We start from the raw sequence: 14,061 nt of genomic DNA, 5'->3' as shown, positions 1-14,061 counted from the left end.
AATAAAAACTCCCTTTCTTGACTGACACACGCTGTCTCAAAAGAGAGTTGCTAAAACATTTGATTTGCTTTAAAATACAAATCTGATATGCTTTAACTGAATTACAAAGCCTCACGGATAAATGAATGCTTTGTAATTTACCAGCATGTGTCTGTTTGTGAGTTTCCCAGTCGGCAACTTTTTTATTTCTAACAACAAAAAATGGACTAAATAGCTTCAGTTAGCTACTTAGTCCATTGACTTTAATTTGTTTTTAACTATCCTTAACTTGTCCTTTGGGACTGGTTTGCGGTATAATTGACCTACAAATTAAGAACAATGTTCAGTCGATTTAGACCGGCAAGTTAAAATCGACTGAATCTAAGTAGCTGCCTGTTAGCTACTTGCTAAACCAAAGGTCCCTGATTCCTCGTGAATTGGGGACTTTTTGGTTTAGCTTGATCTTCTATTCGGTTGTTAAATTAGTCTTAGTCTAGCATAGTGCTTACCTACCGGCAACTTTATTCTGTCTTGTATACTTTACCAGCCCCCATCGGTCCGTTGATCAGATACAAGGTCTTCGTATCAATTATTGCTATCAACTATTTGTGATTTCATCATTTTCCCCACTCAATTATTCTTGAAAGTCTCTATAAGCATTTTCTATTATGGTATCTAATAAGGTTGATCTCGATTTTGCGTTCAACTGATTAACCATTTCATCTAAACGATCAATATTCTTTTGTTGAATTGAGAAGCTTGTCTTTACTTTTCGTTCCCAATTCAATTTTTCGTTAAGTGCATCTTTTTGCTGAATGTCTCTAGCCACTTGGTAATCGTTGTTGGTACTTGAAAACTTTTCAAATTTGTTTGCCATAAGTTAATCATTCCCCTGTTTTTGGATTTCTGAAAACACGTCACTTAATAGTTTGAGAAATGGCTCTTGTTCATGCAACTTGTCATTCTGGGTTGCATATTCTAGTATGCCCTCCTTTGCAAGCATACTAGCGTTAACTAATTCCTTTTCTGGGATAACCCCAATGACATTATCTATATGTTTGAGTGCTGATAAAAATTCGTGAGAAGAATTAGTATTGTGTTTGATTCGATTGCCTAAAAAGAATACTTTGGCAGTAATATATGATTTACCACTAACTGGATCAACAACTTCATCTTGTAAAGTTCCCACACTTTGCAATACTTTTGTATGACTTTCATACCCAAATCGACTTGGTTCCATTGGAGAAATGATTTTATCGGCTACAGCTACACCATTTTTGCTTAACAGGTTCCAAGCTGGTGGCAAGTCGATAATTATGTAGTCATATTTTTGATTCAGTTCTTGCGCATTTTTAACAAACCACATAAATAATAGCAATTCTCTATTTGGTTTTGAGGCTAAACGATCTGCTACTTCTTCCAGGTTGCTAGTTGATGGAATTATCGCGATATTATCCTGAACTTGTGTCTCAATTAACCCGGAGCTTGGTTTTTCTAGGACATCTGCAATGGTGGGCTTTCCACTGAAATTAAAATGTTCATTTTCAAAAGTGCCCGTCAAACTCTTCTGTGCGTCCAAATCGATCATCAAAACTTTTTGATCTTGTGTTTGTAAAAATTTGGCGAACTGAAATGCCATTGTGGTTTTACCAACGCCACCTTTGATAGCCATAAAACTGATTACTTGCATAACACACTTTCCTCCTAACATATAAAGATAAAGGTAATACTTAACAAATACCTTGTTCTCCTACATAATACGACTTTAAGAACACAAAATCAAGATAAAAGTAGTACTAATGGAATACATAAAACGCATAAAGGTATTTATTTGGTGGTATAAATAGGCTTCAACAATTAGTCATACCTATTATCTGTTAACATTAAATTTCTTTCGATACCTTATAAAGATTGTCCGTTTAATTCCTGTATTACGGGCGTGCTCTTGTTGCTAGTTTTACAATGTGATACATTAATTATTGTGTTTAGTTATCACAATTGGAGGAACTTGGAATGAAAAAAGGGCATTATGCATTGGGCATAGTTACAATTGTTTTGGGAGGACTGGGTCTTTTAGGGTCATTAATTCCTATAGTCAATAATATTTCTTTTGTGTTTGGAATAATTGCTTTAATTCTAGGGATAATCACACTAATTATTTCAAAGAAAGCTAAGGGTAAAATTACATTAGGACTGATAGGAACAATTTTGTCTGTTGTGACAATAATCTTGGTTCTTGTGTCACAGTCCTTCTACTCAAAAAGTATTGAAAATGCTACGAAGGATGCAAGTGAAACATCGTCAATTTCTTCAAATGGAGTAAAAAAAGCTGACACAACTTCGTCCAAGAAAGACAGTAAGAAAGAAAGTTCACTTGAATTATTGAATAAGCTAGCCGCAAATGGAAAATCAACCGGAGATTTAATGGTAACAGGAACTATCACTGTTGGTAAAAGTTCCGAGGTTGTACCGGGAATTTATGATTTAGAAATTCTGGGTGGGAGCGGTAATATTACAGGTGAAAGAAAAAGCGTTGACAGCTTATTTATTAATTATCTTGGTGCTGTTAGTGGCAGTGATAATGGCTATCCAAGTAAGATTCGTATAATTTTATTTGATGGCGATACTCTTAAATTGGATAGTATATCGAAAATTAAGCTTACAGCAGTATCAAAGAATACCACTGCAGGAGATCAATTAGGCCAGGGCGAATGGGTAGTTGGCCGTGATATTAAAGCTGGAACCTATAAGTTATCAACCAATGGTGTATTGGATGAGGAATATGACAATCTTGGATGGAAAATTTCTCAATATGATGACACAACTGGTGATAGCCGAGATGTTCAATTAAATCCAAGCTCGAAGGATGTTGTTATGGAATTAAAAGATGGTCAGGTGTTATCAACAAGTTATGATAATACGTCTGATACTGTTAATGCTGACAGTGTTAAATTAATTTTTACCACCCAGAAATAGTGTGTTAAATCGACGGTTTTTAGATACACATCAATCTCTATTATTTGAATGAAAAAAATAGCCGGATTTAAAATTGAAGTGCAACACCTAAATGACTAGACCAAAAAGGCCATGAAGACCTATTCTTATAGTTACCACAACAAATAAGAAAAGAGATGTCTTCATGACCTTTAACCAGAATACCATGATTAGTCATTACCAACAAAATCGCCCCTAAAAAACATTGTTAAAATAGCCCCCAATATCTATAATGTAGATGTTGGGGGCTATTTGTTTTTATATGGTATAAATGACTTCTTTTATTCGTCATTTTTTCGATACCTTTTGGAACGATTTTGACCAGGAAATAAACGATCATGCGATCCTACTCGAATTCCAATTAAGACTAGTTCATCTGTATCAATCGTAAGATCAAGGAGCTCAAACGTGCTTGTTATGGCTTCTCCAATCAGGCCAATATGTTCACACGCGTCTACCAGCTGATTGCCTAGATTATCTACCACAATAACGTCACGATGGTAGGCTTATTTGTTATGCCTTCAAGTACGATATTCAGACAACACACCAGATTAAACGCCGCAACTAATAAAACAACAAAAAAGATCTCCCACACGAGGAGATCTCCAAAGGATAGAAACTATCCTTCAACACCATTTGACAAACTTCCGAATAAAGTAAAAAGGTCTATCCTCAATTGGGTAGGCCTTTTTATTGTGCAATTTTAAGCTAGTTAACATAAGGCGGCTTATCCCAAGTAACCCACATTCACCGCGGCACTTCCACATTCCGTTATTTTTTGATTGTGAACTTGTCCAAAAAAGAAGTGGTATAGGTCGCAGATTGGCTTTAATTGGGGAAAGAAAGTTTGTGAAAATTACTGGTATTACTCCTAGACCATTCCCTTAAATTCAACTGTCTCATTCTTTGTATTAACCAAAAACTTACCGACACTCCCCTGATACTTCACGGATACTTTAAAGGAATACTTGTAATTTACCCGAGTATATCGAATACTACTAATTCTTCCCTGATACCCTTGACTACGCAAAACTCTCTTCACTTGGTTCCTTTGTCGATCAGTAATTCTTGCAGAACTCCGATAGATTGTCTTCTTAACGATCACATCTGGATTCAATGGAACAATGTAATCCTTACATTCCAACAATTCCACCAACTTTCTTTTTTTCTTTGGAATTTGTCTTGACGGGTTACGGTTTTCCATTCAGTTTAGAGGGAGTGACGTTTTGAGCGCAGAATTGTTCCCTGGAAACAGTTATTTGGAATAACTGAACCAGAGTACAATTCTACTACTAAAAGTTTCCCCTTAGTTCGTCGGTCGTTAACGCCCGTCGCTTGTCTGTACAATTGCGGTATTGCTACCACCACTCATTATAAACCTACGTTTTCGGTTTAACCTACTAAAAAACGCCCTAGTAGGCGTTGGCAATACGTATTTATGTTTGTTCGATCACCAACTAATCAGTGGCACCAAGCCGAAGCTTCGTTTTACCACCCGCGCCGTTAATGGTCGCGCTCACCATTCACCACCCAGCCGTACAGATGACCTTGTTGTGGTATAGCCAGACTTATTGAAGTCGCCCTGGCAAACGTGTCCCCTTAGATTTAGACCCCAGCTTGTCCCCTAGGGCTTTAAAAATTGCACCGGCCATGATATAATAGTCAGTAACTTATATGACTTTTATGGCGCTCACCGATTACCGTCGGTGGGTGTTTTTTTATATGCAGTTTTTTATTGTTGCTTTAGTTGATAATGACTAGGACTGTCAACACCAATGATTATAGCCCTTTCATAGAATGGCTGTCAACTCTAAACAAAATTATAAATAATAAATTATTTATTTTAAATTACATATTATTTATTTTAAATTATCTTATTATTGTGTTATCATTGCGTCATTGGAGGATATACTATGAGAGCTAAAACATTGCTACATTTTAACTTTAAAGGTGGCGTAGGCAAGACTACGCTAAGCGTCATGAACACATATTTATTGGGTGCCAACAAAAACAAAGTTTTGCTTATTGACCTCGACCCGCAGGCAAACGCTACCGAAATTATGAAATCCACATTTAGCAAAGAAATTGAACCGGCTGTGTCTCTTTACAACGGACTACTAAATTTAGATCTAAGCAAATCAGTAGTTACTCTAACCGATAATATCTCAATAATTCCAGCTGATTGGGAACTAAGTTTATGGCCTGGTAAAGCCGAAAAAATTAAGTCTCATGACCGCATGCTTATATTAAGCGAGCTGATCAAGAGCTTTAAAGAACAATTTGACTACATTATTATTGATGTTCCACCAACACTCTCCATTTTTACCAATAATGCAATCTTAGCTAGTGACTATATATCGTTAGTATTGCAAACTCAAAAGCAAGCTTACACATCTGTCCTTAAAACTGCGCAGTATATGTTTCAACTAAAAAGTGATTATCAAGCATCTTTTAACGTTGCTGGTGTAATTCTTTATCTTGTTAAAAAAGATGCCAAAGTTGATAAAGAAATAACACAAGCTGCCATAGATTCATTTGGAGATGCTGTATTTTCCAACAGAATTTGGCAGCAAGAGCGAGTTAAGCTATTTTCAAACGAAGGCATTAAAAATGAAGACCACTGGGATAAACGAGCAATTGGAATGTACGATATGGTGCTAAAAGAACAACTAAAACGGATTGGAGAAATGGAAAATGGCTAATGATTTTTTAGACAAATTAGCAAAACAAGCTAACCAACAACTAGGCGACAATGAAAGCCCATTTAAACAAAAAAAAGAAGTCACTAGGCCCGTACAAGTACGTGAAGGTACGTATAAAATGATTAAAGATATAGCCTATCATAAGGAAGCTAAGATAGTTGATGTCATTGACTCTATGCTTAAATACGCTATCAATTCAGGCGAGTTTGGAGAAAATAATAAATAATTTAAAATAAAAAATAAATTATTTATTTTAAATTACAAAATCTTGAGGTGCTTTGCTGAATAAAAAACGAGCAACTATTATATTTGATGAAGATATCTCAGATCAAATACAGACTTTGGAAACCGGCGATGCTAACAAAGTAAAAAATAAATAATATCGCGCTCTCAGACAACACGTTCAACTTTTAGACGTATACTTGTCCGTTTAAATGAAGCAGAATGCACACAAAAAAGCCACCCACCTCGTAATGAGATGAGTGGCCTTTTGGGTTGTGCCAATTTTGAAGGATTAACTTAATCCTAAGGTAGATTGTAAAATAAAAGGGACTAACTCACTTATCTATCATTGAGCTAATCCCTTTTTGTATACTACAAATTATTCTTTTGGTTTCTCTTCTTGCTTCTTCTTTTTGCATAGATCTCCAACAGCATTAACTGAGTATGAATCACCCATACTTTGAGTGGTGTACCTCATGTTAAAAATACATTCATCTGGCCCAACAAATTCACTAAAATTACTCATTATTTTGTCCATAGCACGAACAAAATCACCAGTATTATCTATCCAATTAATATTCTGAGCTTGAACATACACCATATTTTCATATTCATAATCATCTGTCTTAGGCCCAACAAATATAAAACCACCAGAATCAGTATCATAATTAGACTCATCATTGGTAGTATTTTCTACTGGTGCAGGTATTGGTGTGGCTACTTTTTTTGTACTAACCAGTTTTCTATTTATATCTAAAATTTGATCATCCACATGTTTCCCCGCGGTCACAAATTTTTGATCTGCTTCATCACTAGATTTAAATATATACCAACCATTATCTGCTTGAATTTCAATGGATGCTTTCTTGTAAACAACATTTTTTATTGAATCCATAAACGTGTGTAAGTTTACATTAAAGTTATTAGCTGTAAAATCTTCAACTTTTGCAACACTAAATATCCGGTAATTGGTAACAACAATAATATCATCAGACATAAAAGAGGAAGCGTGATTATAAAAAAATATATAAATAACCTCAGTGGAATATGAATCATCAACCTCATCTACTTTAGAGTCATATGGATACTGTTCTTGAAGTTTCTCCAGAAAATATTTAGCATTCTGCAAAAATGATTCTTCAACATTCATCAATGCACTATTTGAAACTGCAATTTGCATATTCTCATTCTCCTTCATTGCTGAATTCATACAATTTCCTGAGTATTCTGGCTTGCTTTGTTCCCGGGACTTGTTCAACTAGACAATATTGTATGCCCCGCTTATATGGTTTTATGTAATTGATTGTCTTAAAACTTGAAGCCCCAAACATTTCAGTTCCTGAATCATGCCTATCCTGCTCATCATAATCTGCTAACGTGGGACAACCAGTAAACCTAACTCTAGTGGTTCCTGTCTGCACGTTTCTAACCAAGTAGTAAACACCGCTATTAATTGCTCTTTCAAGTTCAAACAACATCATAATAACCTCCAAACTCAGCTATATCCTAAGTTCAGTTTACCATAACCGAACATATGTCTGTACCTGTTTTATGTATTTTTCTTGTATTTATTGTTGACTTTTGCACTGAGCTGATCTGGGATTGAGTGAGGTGAAGGTAGAATTGAACAGAGTCTTCCCATGAAAAGTTTGGATAGAAAAAACTCTGTAAGGCTTCATCTGGGCATATCGTTCAGCTCGGTTAGCTCTCACCTCTCTTAGTCATGCTAGGTTCAGCATCATGTGAATAGCTTTCTAACAGAGCACCGCCTCACCTATCTCAGCACTCTCAGGGTTTCCCCATCTCCACACGTTCCCATATCTTTCAGTTATCCTTCACATTGTCCAACCCGCCTATTAATAGAAAATATTAGCGCCATTGCTAACAGGGTCTACTTAGTACAGGCTAGTCTGCTAGAGCTCCCTAAGTCGTCTTCTGCGTGCTTGCAACAGTAGCAAGTTTAGCTTTGAACTCAATAATTATGGTTGTTGAGTTCCCCGGGCATCTATTTTTCGACTCCTTCACCCGGTGAGGGGGTTCTGGTGCAAAGTTGAAATTAAGCGTAGATCAAAGTGACTGTGTTTAGTGGTTGTAGCCTATGCCGCTAACAATTGGTCGACTTCTTGATACGCTGAAAAGCCGAAGAGGCCTAGCTTCTTTCGGCTTTCTTTGTGTATCGCATGCATGGTTTCAATGCCGTATAATGTCCTAGCTGCTGTCCGAGTGATCTGATAACTTGCGGAACGAACTTGTTGCCGCTTAATAAAACGGTGATCTTGCTCAATCAGATTATTGCGATATTTGGAGCACTGATGCACACCTTTGTGCAGATAACCTTCCCTAGTAAGCTTTTTAATTGCCTTTAGGGTCGCTCCGTACTGATCAGTCACTAATCGATGTGGAAGACCATAGGTCTTTAAAAGGCGTTTGAGAAAATGATAGGCCGAGTTAAAGTCACGCTTCTTGCGCAGTTGAAAATCAAGCGTAAGACCTTGATCATCAATGGCACGGTAGAGGTAATTCCATTGACCTTTGATCTTGATATAGGTCTCATCCATACGCCAACTTTTGGAAGTGCGCCGATGGCGCTTACGCCATAGAGCCCGCATAATCGGTGAGTAATGTTGTACCCAACGCATGAGGGTTGTGTGATGCACGAAAATACCACGGTCGCGCATCATTTCAACTAGATCTCGATAACTGATGTTGTAACGCAAGTAGTAGCCTACGGCAAAAGTAATCACTGATTGATTGAATTGTCGTCCTTTAAAATGATCAGTCATCTGAAAACCTCCAGTTTCAATTCATGATACAGGATGCACTCTCCCTGAGTAAACTTTGCACCAGAACCCTACTAGATAGGTATTGATTAATTCATCATTAAAGTCGTTAATTATGGGGTGTGGACATTGTATATCTAAAAAAAACAGCGCCCCCTCCCACGAATGGTTCGTAATAATTTTTAATTTTTGACGGCAAATAACGTTTTATCTCTGGTAATAATTGTCGCTTTCCCCCAGCCCATTTGACAAAGGGCTTAACTAAAGGATTCTTGTGTATTGTCATTATATAAGTTCTCCTTTAGATTCTAATTTTTAATTTAAATACTAATTAAAGATGCGACCAACTTCCAGTAGCATCATTTTTAAGCATTTGTTATTTTACGCCTGTTTCAGGGCTTCTAATCTATTCTGATTATCTCATGTAAACCGGTTCAATGCACATCGAATTTCTTTCGGTATCTGATAAAGGTTGTCCGTTTAATCCCGGTATTACGGGCAACATCTACATCACTCATGCCCGTCTGGTAAAGTTTAAAAGCATGTAGTAAACGGGGATCATCTTCGGCATATTGAGGTTTCCGACCATGATATTTACCCTGCTGTTTAGCGAGGGCAATCCCTTGTTGCTGCCGTTCAATGATCCGCTTACGTTCGCTTTCAGCTTGATATTTATACAGTTCAATAATGAGATTCGTCATGAGCTGGCGTAAATTAGGATCCGCAATCCCTGTCATGGACGGCAAGTTTAACACATCTAGGGTGGCCCCCTTATTTTGAATGGTGTTCATGATCTTAGTTAAGTCCTGGTTGTTTCGACCTAAGCGATCTAATTCAGTGACCAGGACAATATCACCCTCGCGAACATAGGCGAGCATTTTTTGCAGTTCTGGTCGATTGGTGTTGGCCCCACTCAATTTATCTGTGAATAGCTTATCAACGCCCTTTAAAACCGCTAGCTGCCGATCTAAATGTTGCTCCTTGGAACTCACACGCGCATAACCGATTTTAGCCATTTCCAATTCTCCTTTTGGACAGTTCTAATGAACACTTGTAATTCCTAGTATAGCACAGAAATAAAAAAGACCACTAGGGTATACTCTATTGGCCGTTGGAAAATAAACAGATTAAAATTTCAAACCTAATGCATCCTCTAGAGACTCAAGCTCTGTTTCATTGACTGGATTTAGTTGTGGAGAAATATGATCTGGTTTAAATTCATATAAATATTTTTCGTCGTCTTTGGAAATGCTTTTTATTTTAGGGATAATTTGAACTACTTTTTTTAAGCCTTGGTCGTCACCACTTAAATTGTTTAACTCAGGAATGGAAATTATTACTGGGCTATCTGCTAATGACACTTGATCTATTTTAAAACCCACCATACAAGGAGCACACGGTACTTTTACAGAAAGATGTTTGGTTGAGAAATCCAGTAAAGACCATGTTTTAATTTTACAAAAAAATGTAACCACATGGAAGTCTCCGTTTTGATTGTTGTAAATATATTCCCCATGTTGGTTAGTTATTTTGTTAATAAATTTCATGCTACCAACAACAGGGAAGGCATATTGATCCTTCTTTAGATCGTATAACAGATCACAAGATAGACAACTCCATAGTTGACATACATCGTACTTTTGAATACTTGTTTTATTAAATGCTGATTCTAACTTTTGATTTATTTCCGTGTAGTCCATATTTTTCTTCCTTTTTTTGTTTTTGCAGAAAGTCAAAGCTCCTGTATAATTAAAGCTTGTAGAGAAGTTAAGGCGGTGGCTATTTCCGATCGGAGGTGGTGCTTATGGTGTTGAACCTTTAAAGCCCATAAATCCTAACGAAAGGAGTAGCCTAAGTGTCCGTTGCGGACGCTTTACAATTAATGCTGGCTTTCGGTACGTTTATCGTAGCCTTAATTGCATTAATTGTTGAGCTGATCAAAAGTCAGCAAAAAAAATAACCGCCTTAGCTTGGCAGAGCTAGCGGTTATTTAATCGTATTAAGTTATGCCACCGTCTTTAACGGCTCTACATGGGAAGTCCTGTTCCAGCGGGGCTTCCTTTTTCTATCTATATTATAGCATGACTATAACTGGCTTTCGACTATTTTTAATCAGCTTCTTTAGCAGTTTTAATGTGACTGATCAACACTAATTTTCTTAATTGAACGGCCACCACGGAAATCGTTTAGTAATCCGTCGTTCTGCATGAGTATCGTAACCCACATAATGATTCCCAGTTTGTTCACGCATCATTAGGGGCATCTACGCACGAGAGACCAGACGAATATTTGAAATATAGGATCCTTTATGAGCAACAAGTGTCCAATGCTGTTTAGAACTATATTGTCCGGTATAAAACTTTAGCCAACTACCACTACCAAAAGGATCATCAGCTACAAACGCATCAACTCGCTGCGGGGTTTTAACAGCAGCAACATGTTTATTTTTTCCATCACTATCAATGATAGTTGTCTTTTCTCTCTTCTCTGGGACCTGATTAGGGAGTACCGCATAACCATATTGAACGAAAGAACACTGATTCCATCTGGCAATGGCACTGCCAGAAAACCACGTCTGATTTTTTTTGGTGAGCTTCATTGGAGTAGCGATTACGTAAGATAGCGACCTTTCTTGAAGCTAACTCATTTACAAATATCCCATGATGGTTAGGCATATCTCCTAATGTGTTAAAATTATGTTGTGAGTATCTTAAGGATTAAGGAGTGAGTTATTTGAAAAAGCATAAAAAATTAATTATCTCGCTAATAGTAACTATGCTAGTGATTATTTCTGGAGGAATATACATAGGATATCAGTATGGACCTAACTTTGACTTCTACTTAGTCCCACCAACCCCTAAAAGAGACGCCATGCTGGCTTTTAATAAAATATCGTCCACAGGGATCTATACAGAAAATCAAACGCAGAAAAATAGGATGATAGAGATTCGCAATGACATTTCAAATAAGCATACCTACAAAGAAATTTATCCACTGTTAAAACAAGCCTTGGCAATTAAGGGTGGTAAGCACTCTTCTTTGATAACTCCATCAGAAGTAAAAAAAGAAGTTTCACAATACAAAGCACCAACTAGCAGCGTTAAAAATAACATCTTATACGTCCACTTACCAGAATTCAATGGATCATCATCACAAGGGAAAAGATACGCAAACACAATTTATTATAAGCTGACTAGTAAAACATATAAGGGTATTATCATTGATCTTAGGAATAACCCAGGTGGTGACATTGGCCCAATGTTAGCTGGAATTTCGCCAGTTATCCCTAATGGAAAATTATTTGAAGTAGTTAACGCGGCAAAAAAGACTACGAGTGTAACCTTCCAAGGGAGTGTTACTAACAACATGGGAACTAAGATAGACCTCGGTAAGGTAAAAAAAAATCACAGGAATTCCTGTTGCGGTGATACTCAATCGATGGACTGCTAGTTCAGGCGAGTTAACGGCTTTAGCACTTGAAACCAATCCCAACGTTAAAACTTTTGGTGGTAATTCTGCTGGGTATACTAGTATCAACGATACGTACACTATGTATAATGGTGCCCAAGTAAACATAACTGCTGAAAAAATCAAGAAAAACAATGGGCAAGTACTCTTCAATAATAAAATTAAACCTGAAGTGCAAACTAACAGGCCAATTGTTCAAGCAAACAATTGGCTATTAACTCAAAACTAGTTTTTGGTTAGAGTCGGTTGATCGCTAGCTTCCGCTGTATAATGGATTAAGCAAGCAAGTTTTTTCTACGTAAAGTCAAGTATATTAGGACTCTAAAGTTTTAGGGGCGGTGGCTGTCTTTTCCCTTGCGAGGTGAGTCCCATGGGAACATGGAATAATCTTCAGGAAGGTTTCACAGTCAATGAGCGTCTTCCAGACACTCTCGTTGATGTTGCTGTTTGCAATGTTTATTTTAGCGTTGCTAACATACATCGACAAAAGGAACAAATAAAAAAGGGGTCTACACTTTCTGGTATTGGTGAATAACTAATACCGGTTTTTTGTCTGTTTTGAAAATCAGAAAAATAAAAAAGGACATCTGTCCTCTTTGTGCTACGATTTAATCGCCAAAACAAATCGAAAAGAGGAAATTCAGATGTCCCTAACTAATTCTATCTTATGCTTATTCGAAATAACAGACCCAAACTTAATTGTCACTGGTATTTCTAAAGAACGGTGTTCCACAAACCAACGTATTCATGTCGTCCATGCAACTTTGTCTTATCAACTTTTAAAGTGCCCACATTGTGGCCATAAAAGCTTAATTAAAAACGGAACTCACATGAGTCACCTGCGTTTAGGAACCTTATCCGGTGGTCGTTACGAAATGCATTTAAAACGTCAAAGATACCAATGTAAAGATTGTTCAAAAACCTGTGGTGCTAAAACTAAGTTGGTTAATCGTAACGAAACTTTCACACATAATATCAAACATCAAGTGATCGTTTTGGCACGCGATATGTTGACGAGTAAAGAAATTGCTAAACTTTGTGGAATTTCGCCAAGCAGTGTTCAACGAATCCTAAATGCCAATATTCACTTAGCCTATCGTGTTAAACATCTCCCAGAGAATCTTTGCTTTGATGAATTTCGTTCCTGTAATCACTGGATGTCCTTTAATTGTTGCGATGCCGTTAGTCATCGCCGAATTGTTACTTTAAAAGATCGGCTAAGTAAAGATATCATTGACTACTTTGAAGCTCGTTTTTCGGTTCAAGAACGTGCCCAAGTTCAATCAGTGACGATTGACATGAATGCTGAATATGGCAGCTTCATTCATCGCTTATTTCCCAATGCGGCCACGATTATCGATCGTTTCCATATTATTCAACTGGCTGGGCGTGCCTTAGATAATGAACGCACGCAAACCATTCGTACTATCCAAGATAAGCATTCACGAATTTATCATATTTTAAAATCTCAATGGCGTTTATTTCATCTTGATGAAATAAAAGTTAATGATTCTAAGGCTGTTTATTTACGCGGAATTAACGAGTATATGACGCAACAAAACGCCATTGATTTAGCTCTAGACGCTTTTCCCAGATTTAGATCTGTGTATCAAACCTATCAAGGTATCTTAAGTGCCATACACCAAAAGGATGCTAATGCGTTCCAATCCTTACTTACTAACTACCAACCCACTAGTAATCAAATGGACATAACGATCAACACGTTTATCAAAAATGGTTCAGCCCTTCTAAACAGTTGTCGTTATCCATTTTCCAACGGTCCAATTGAAGGACTTAATCGTAAAATCAAGGCATTAAAGCGTAACTGTTTTGGTTTTCGAAATATTGACAACTTCTTTATCCGGATTAGTTTAATTCATGAGTAAACAAAAAGCACATTCACCGAAGTGAATGTG

The 14,061-nt window shown here is 37.0% G+C and carries 17 protein-coding genes and 2 pseudogenes; 8 read left to right on the top strand and 11 right to left on the bottom strand.

The genetic code is table 11. The annotated features are described in order from the left end of the window. Nucleotides 1-613: 613 nt before the first annotated feature. Nucleotides 614-856 (bottom strand): hypothetical protein, encoded by a 243-nt coding sequence (locus tag RA086_RS14645; RefSeq protein ID WP_003590746.1) that lies wholly within the window; start codon nucleotides 854-856, stop codon nucleotides 614-616. Between the two features lie 3 nt (nucleotides 857-859). Next, nucleotides 860-1,669 (bottom strand): ParA family protein, encoded by an 810-nt coding sequence (locus RA086_RS14640; RefSeq protein WP_308704545.1) that lies wholly within the window; start codon nucleotides 1,667-1,669, stop codon nucleotides 860-862. Between the two features lie 323 nt (nucleotides 1,670-1,992). Here RA086_RS14640 and RA086_RS14635 point away from each other — a divergent pair, with 323 nt between their 5' ends. Then, nucleotides 1,993-2,955 (top strand): hypothetical protein, encoded by a 963-nt coding sequence (locus RA086_RS14635; protein WP_082617786.1) that lies wholly within the window; start codon nucleotides 1,993-1,995, stop codon nucleotides 2,953-2,955. Between the two features lie 299 nt (nucleotides 2,956-3,254). Here RA086_RS14635 and RA086_RS14630 read toward each other — a convergent pair. Continuing rightward, nucleotides 3,255-3,374: pseudogene (locus tag RA086_RS14630) on the bottom strand (type II toxin-antitoxin system YafQ family toxin); the annotation flags it as partial. A 470-nt stretch (nucleotides 3,375-3,844) separates the two neighbouring features. Next, entirely contained in the window at nucleotides 3,845-4,177 is a 333-nt protein-coding gene (locus tag RA086_RS14625; RefSeq protein ID WP_308704544.1) for a hypothetical protein, read from the bottom strand. Between the two features lie 709 nt (nucleotides 4,178-4,886). Here RA086_RS14625 and RA086_RS14620 point away from each other — a divergent pair. Together RA086_RS14620 and RA086_RS14615 are read left to right on the top strand one after the other, a co-directional pair. Further along, complete coding sequence (locus tag RA086_RS14620) at nucleotides 4,887-5,675, top strand: ParA family protein (protein WP_063490540.1); 789 nt, start codon at nucleotides 4,887-4,889, stop codon at nucleotides 5,673-5,675. Continuing rightward, the gene (locus RA086_RS14615; RefSeq protein WP_259692313.1) at nucleotides 5,668-5,901 is read left to right on the top strand and encodes a hypothetical protein; all 234 of its coding nucleotides are present in this window, start codon (nucleotides 5,668-5,670) and stop codon (nucleotides 5,899-5,901) included. The genes RA086_RS14620 and RA086_RS14615 overlap by 8 nt, the downstream gene beginning before the upstream one ends. A 375-nt stretch (nucleotides 5,902-6,276) precedes the next feature. Here RA086_RS14615 and RA086_RS14610 read toward each other — a convergent pair whose 3' ends face one another. The 6 genes and pseudogenes from RA086_RS14610 to RA086_RS14585 form a co-directional block, all read right to left on the bottom strand. Then, on the bottom strand, nucleotides 6,277-7,077 hold the full coding sequence (locus tag RA086_RS14610; RefSeq protein WP_259692315.1) for a hypothetical protein: 801 nt from the start codon (nucleotides 7,075-7,077) through the stop codon (nucleotides 6,277-6,279). 4 nt (nucleotides 7,078-7,081) lie between these two features. Then, complete coding sequence (locus tag RA086_RS14605) at nucleotides 7,082-7,378, bottom strand: hypothetical protein (RefSeq protein WP_308704543.1); 297 nt, start codon at nucleotides 7,376-7,378, stop codon at nucleotides 7,082-7,084. 615 nt (nucleotides 7,379-7,993) lie between these two features. After that, the gene (locus tag RA086_RS14600) at nucleotides 7,994-8,680 is read right to left on the bottom strand and encodes an IS6 family transposase (protein WP_259692317.1); all 687 of its coding nucleotides are present in this window, start codon (nucleotides 8,678-8,680) and stop codon (nucleotides 7,994-7,996) included. Between the two features lie 69 nt (nucleotides 8,681-8,749). Beyond that, nucleotides 8,750-8,963 (bottom strand): annotated as a pseudogene (locus RA086_RS14595) (DNA adenine methylase); the annotation flags it as partial. Nucleotides 8,964-9,111: 148 nt separating this feature from the next. Next, nucleotides 9,112-9,693: a recombinase family protein gene (locus tag RA086_RS14590; RefSeq protein WP_003685528.1), complete on the bottom strand. Its 582-nt coding sequence runs from the start codon at nucleotides 9,691-9,693 to the stop codon at nucleotides 9,112-9,114. A 111-nt stretch (nucleotides 9,694-9,804) separates the two neighbouring features. Then, on the bottom strand, nucleotides 9,805-10,377 hold the full coding sequence (locus RA086_RS14585; protein ID WP_265256369.1) for a hypothetical protein: 573 nt from the start codon (nucleotides 10,375-10,377) through the stop codon (nucleotides 9,805-9,807). Between the two features lie 182 nt (nucleotides 10,378-10,559). Between RA086_RS14585 and RA086_RS14580 the strand changes: the two genes are divergently transcribed. Continuing rightward, nucleotides 10,560-10,637, top strand: coding sequence for a putative holin-like toxin (locus RA086_RS14580; protein WP_076661461.1), 78 nt, complete (start codon nucleotides 10,560-10,562; stop codon nucleotides 10,635-10,637). 303 nt (nucleotides 10,638-10,940) lie between these two features. On the opposite strand, the gene RA086_RS14575 is transcribed toward RA086_RS14580, so the two are convergent. Next, nucleotides 10,941-11,276 carry a hypothetical protein gene (locus RA086_RS14575; RefSeq protein ID WP_308704541.1) on the bottom strand — a complete coding sequence of 112 codons (336 nt, stop codon included), beginning with the start codon at nucleotides 11,274-11,276 and terminating at the stop codon, nucleotides 10,941-10,943. Nucleotides 11,277-11,410: 134 nt separating this feature from the next. Between RA086_RS14575 and RA086_RS14570 the strand changes: the two genes are divergently transcribed. From RA086_RS14570 to RA086_RS14555, 4 genes are all read left to right on the top strand, one after another. Next, complete coding sequence (locus RA086_RS14570; RefSeq protein ID WP_308704540.1) at nucleotides 11,411-12,127, top strand: S41 family peptidase; 717 nt, start codon at nucleotides 11,411-11,413, stop codon at nucleotides 12,125-12,127. Further along, nucleotides 12,102-12,374 (top strand): S41 family peptidase, encoded by a 273-nt coding sequence (locus RA086_RS14565; RefSeq protein ID WP_308704539.1) that lies wholly within the window; start codon nucleotides 12,102-12,104, stop codon nucleotides 12,372-12,374. Before RA086_RS14570 ends, RA086_RS14565 begins: the two co-directional genes overlap by 26 nt. A 181-nt stretch (nucleotides 12,375-12,555) precedes the next feature. Then, nucleotides 12,556-12,645, top strand: a complete 90-nt coding sequence (locus RA086_RS14560) for a putative holin-like toxin (RefSeq protein ID WP_072672334.1) — start codon at nucleotides 12,556-12,558, stop codon at nucleotides 12,643-12,645. 144 nt (nucleotides 12,646-12,789) lie between these two features. Then, nucleotides 12,790-14,031, top strand: a complete 1,242-nt coding sequence (locus RA086_RS14555) for an ISL3 family transposase (protein WP_063697918.1) — start codon at nucleotides 12,790-12,792, stop codon at nucleotides 14,029-14,031. The last annotated feature ends 30 nt before the right edge of the window (nucleotides 14,032-14,061 follow it).

Origin of the sequence: Lactiplantibacillus brownii, assembly GCF_031085375.1 — a bacterium.
Taxonomy (GTDB): Bacteria; Bacillota; Bacilli; order Lactobacillales; family Lactobacillaceae; genus Lactiplantibacillus; species Lactiplantibacillus brownii.
The sequence above is the reverse complement of the archived record's forward strand: the minus strand, read 5'-3'. Positions and strand labels throughout refer to the sequence as shown.

What these genes read in the sequence shown, in the direction of transcription:
- RA086_RS14645 (WP_003590746.1), bottom strand. Translation starts at nt 856, where the DNA reads ATGGCAAACAAATTTGAAAAGTTTTCAAGTACCAACAACGATTACCAA.
- RA086_RS14640 (WP_308704545.1), bottom strand. Translation starts at nt 1,669, where the DNA reads ATGCAAGTAATCAGTTTTATGGCTATCAAAGGTGGCGTTGGTAAAACC.
- RA086_RS14635 (WP_082617786.1), top strand. Translation starts at nt 1,993, where the DNA reads ATGAAAAAAGGGCATTATGCATTGGGCATAGTTACAATTGTTTTGGGA.
- RA086_RS14625 (WP_308704544.1), bottom strand. Translation starts at nt 4,177, where the DNA reads ATGGAAAACCGTAACCCGTCAAGACAAATTCCAAAGAAAAAAAGAAAG.
- RA086_RS14620 (WP_063490540.1), top strand. Translation starts at nt 4,887, where the DNA reads ATGAGAGCTAAAACATTGCTACATTTTAACTTTAAAGGTGGCGTAGGC.
- RA086_RS14615 (WP_259692313.1), top strand. Translation starts at nt 5,668, where the DNA reads ATGGCTAATGATTTTTTAGACAAATTAGCAAAACAAGCTAACCAACAA.
- RA086_RS14610 (WP_259692315.1), bottom strand. Translation starts at nt 7,077, where the DNA reads ATGCAAATTGCAGTTTCAAATAGTGCATTGATGAATGTTGAAGAATCA.
- RA086_RS14605 (WP_308704543.1), bottom strand. Translation starts at nt 7,378, where the DNA reads ATGATGTTGTTTGAACTTGAAAGAGCAATTAATAGCGGTGTTTACTAC.
- RA086_RS14600 (WP_259692317.1), bottom strand. Translation starts at nt 8,680, where the DNA reads ATGACTGATCATTTTAAAGGACGACAATTCAATCAATCAGTGATTACT.
- RA086_RS14590 (WP_003685528.1), bottom strand. Translation starts at nt 9,693, where the DNA reads ATGGCTAAAATCGGTTATGCGCGTGTGAGTTCCAAGGAGCAACATTTA.
- RA086_RS14585 (WP_265256369.1), bottom strand. Translation starts at nt 10,377, where the DNA reads ATGGACTACACGGAAATAAATCAAAAGTTAGAATCAGCATTTAATAAA.
- RA086_RS14580 (WP_076661461.1), top strand. Translation starts at nt 10,560, where the DNA reads ATGCTGGCTTTCGGTACGTTTATCGTAGCCTTAATTGCATTAATTGTT.
- RA086_RS14575 (WP_308704541.1), bottom strand. Translation starts at nt 11,276, where the DNA reads ATGAAGCTCACCAAAAAAAATCAGACGTGGTTTTCTGGCAGTGCCATT.
- RA086_RS14560 (WP_072672334.1), top strand. Translation starts at nt 12,556, where the DNA reads ATGAGCGTCTTCCAGACACTCTCGTTGATGTTGCTGTTTGCAATGTTT.
- RA086_RS14555 (WP_063697918.1), top strand. Translation starts at nt 12,790, where the DNA reads ATGTCCCTAACTAATTCTATCTTATGCTTATTCGAAATAACAGACCCA.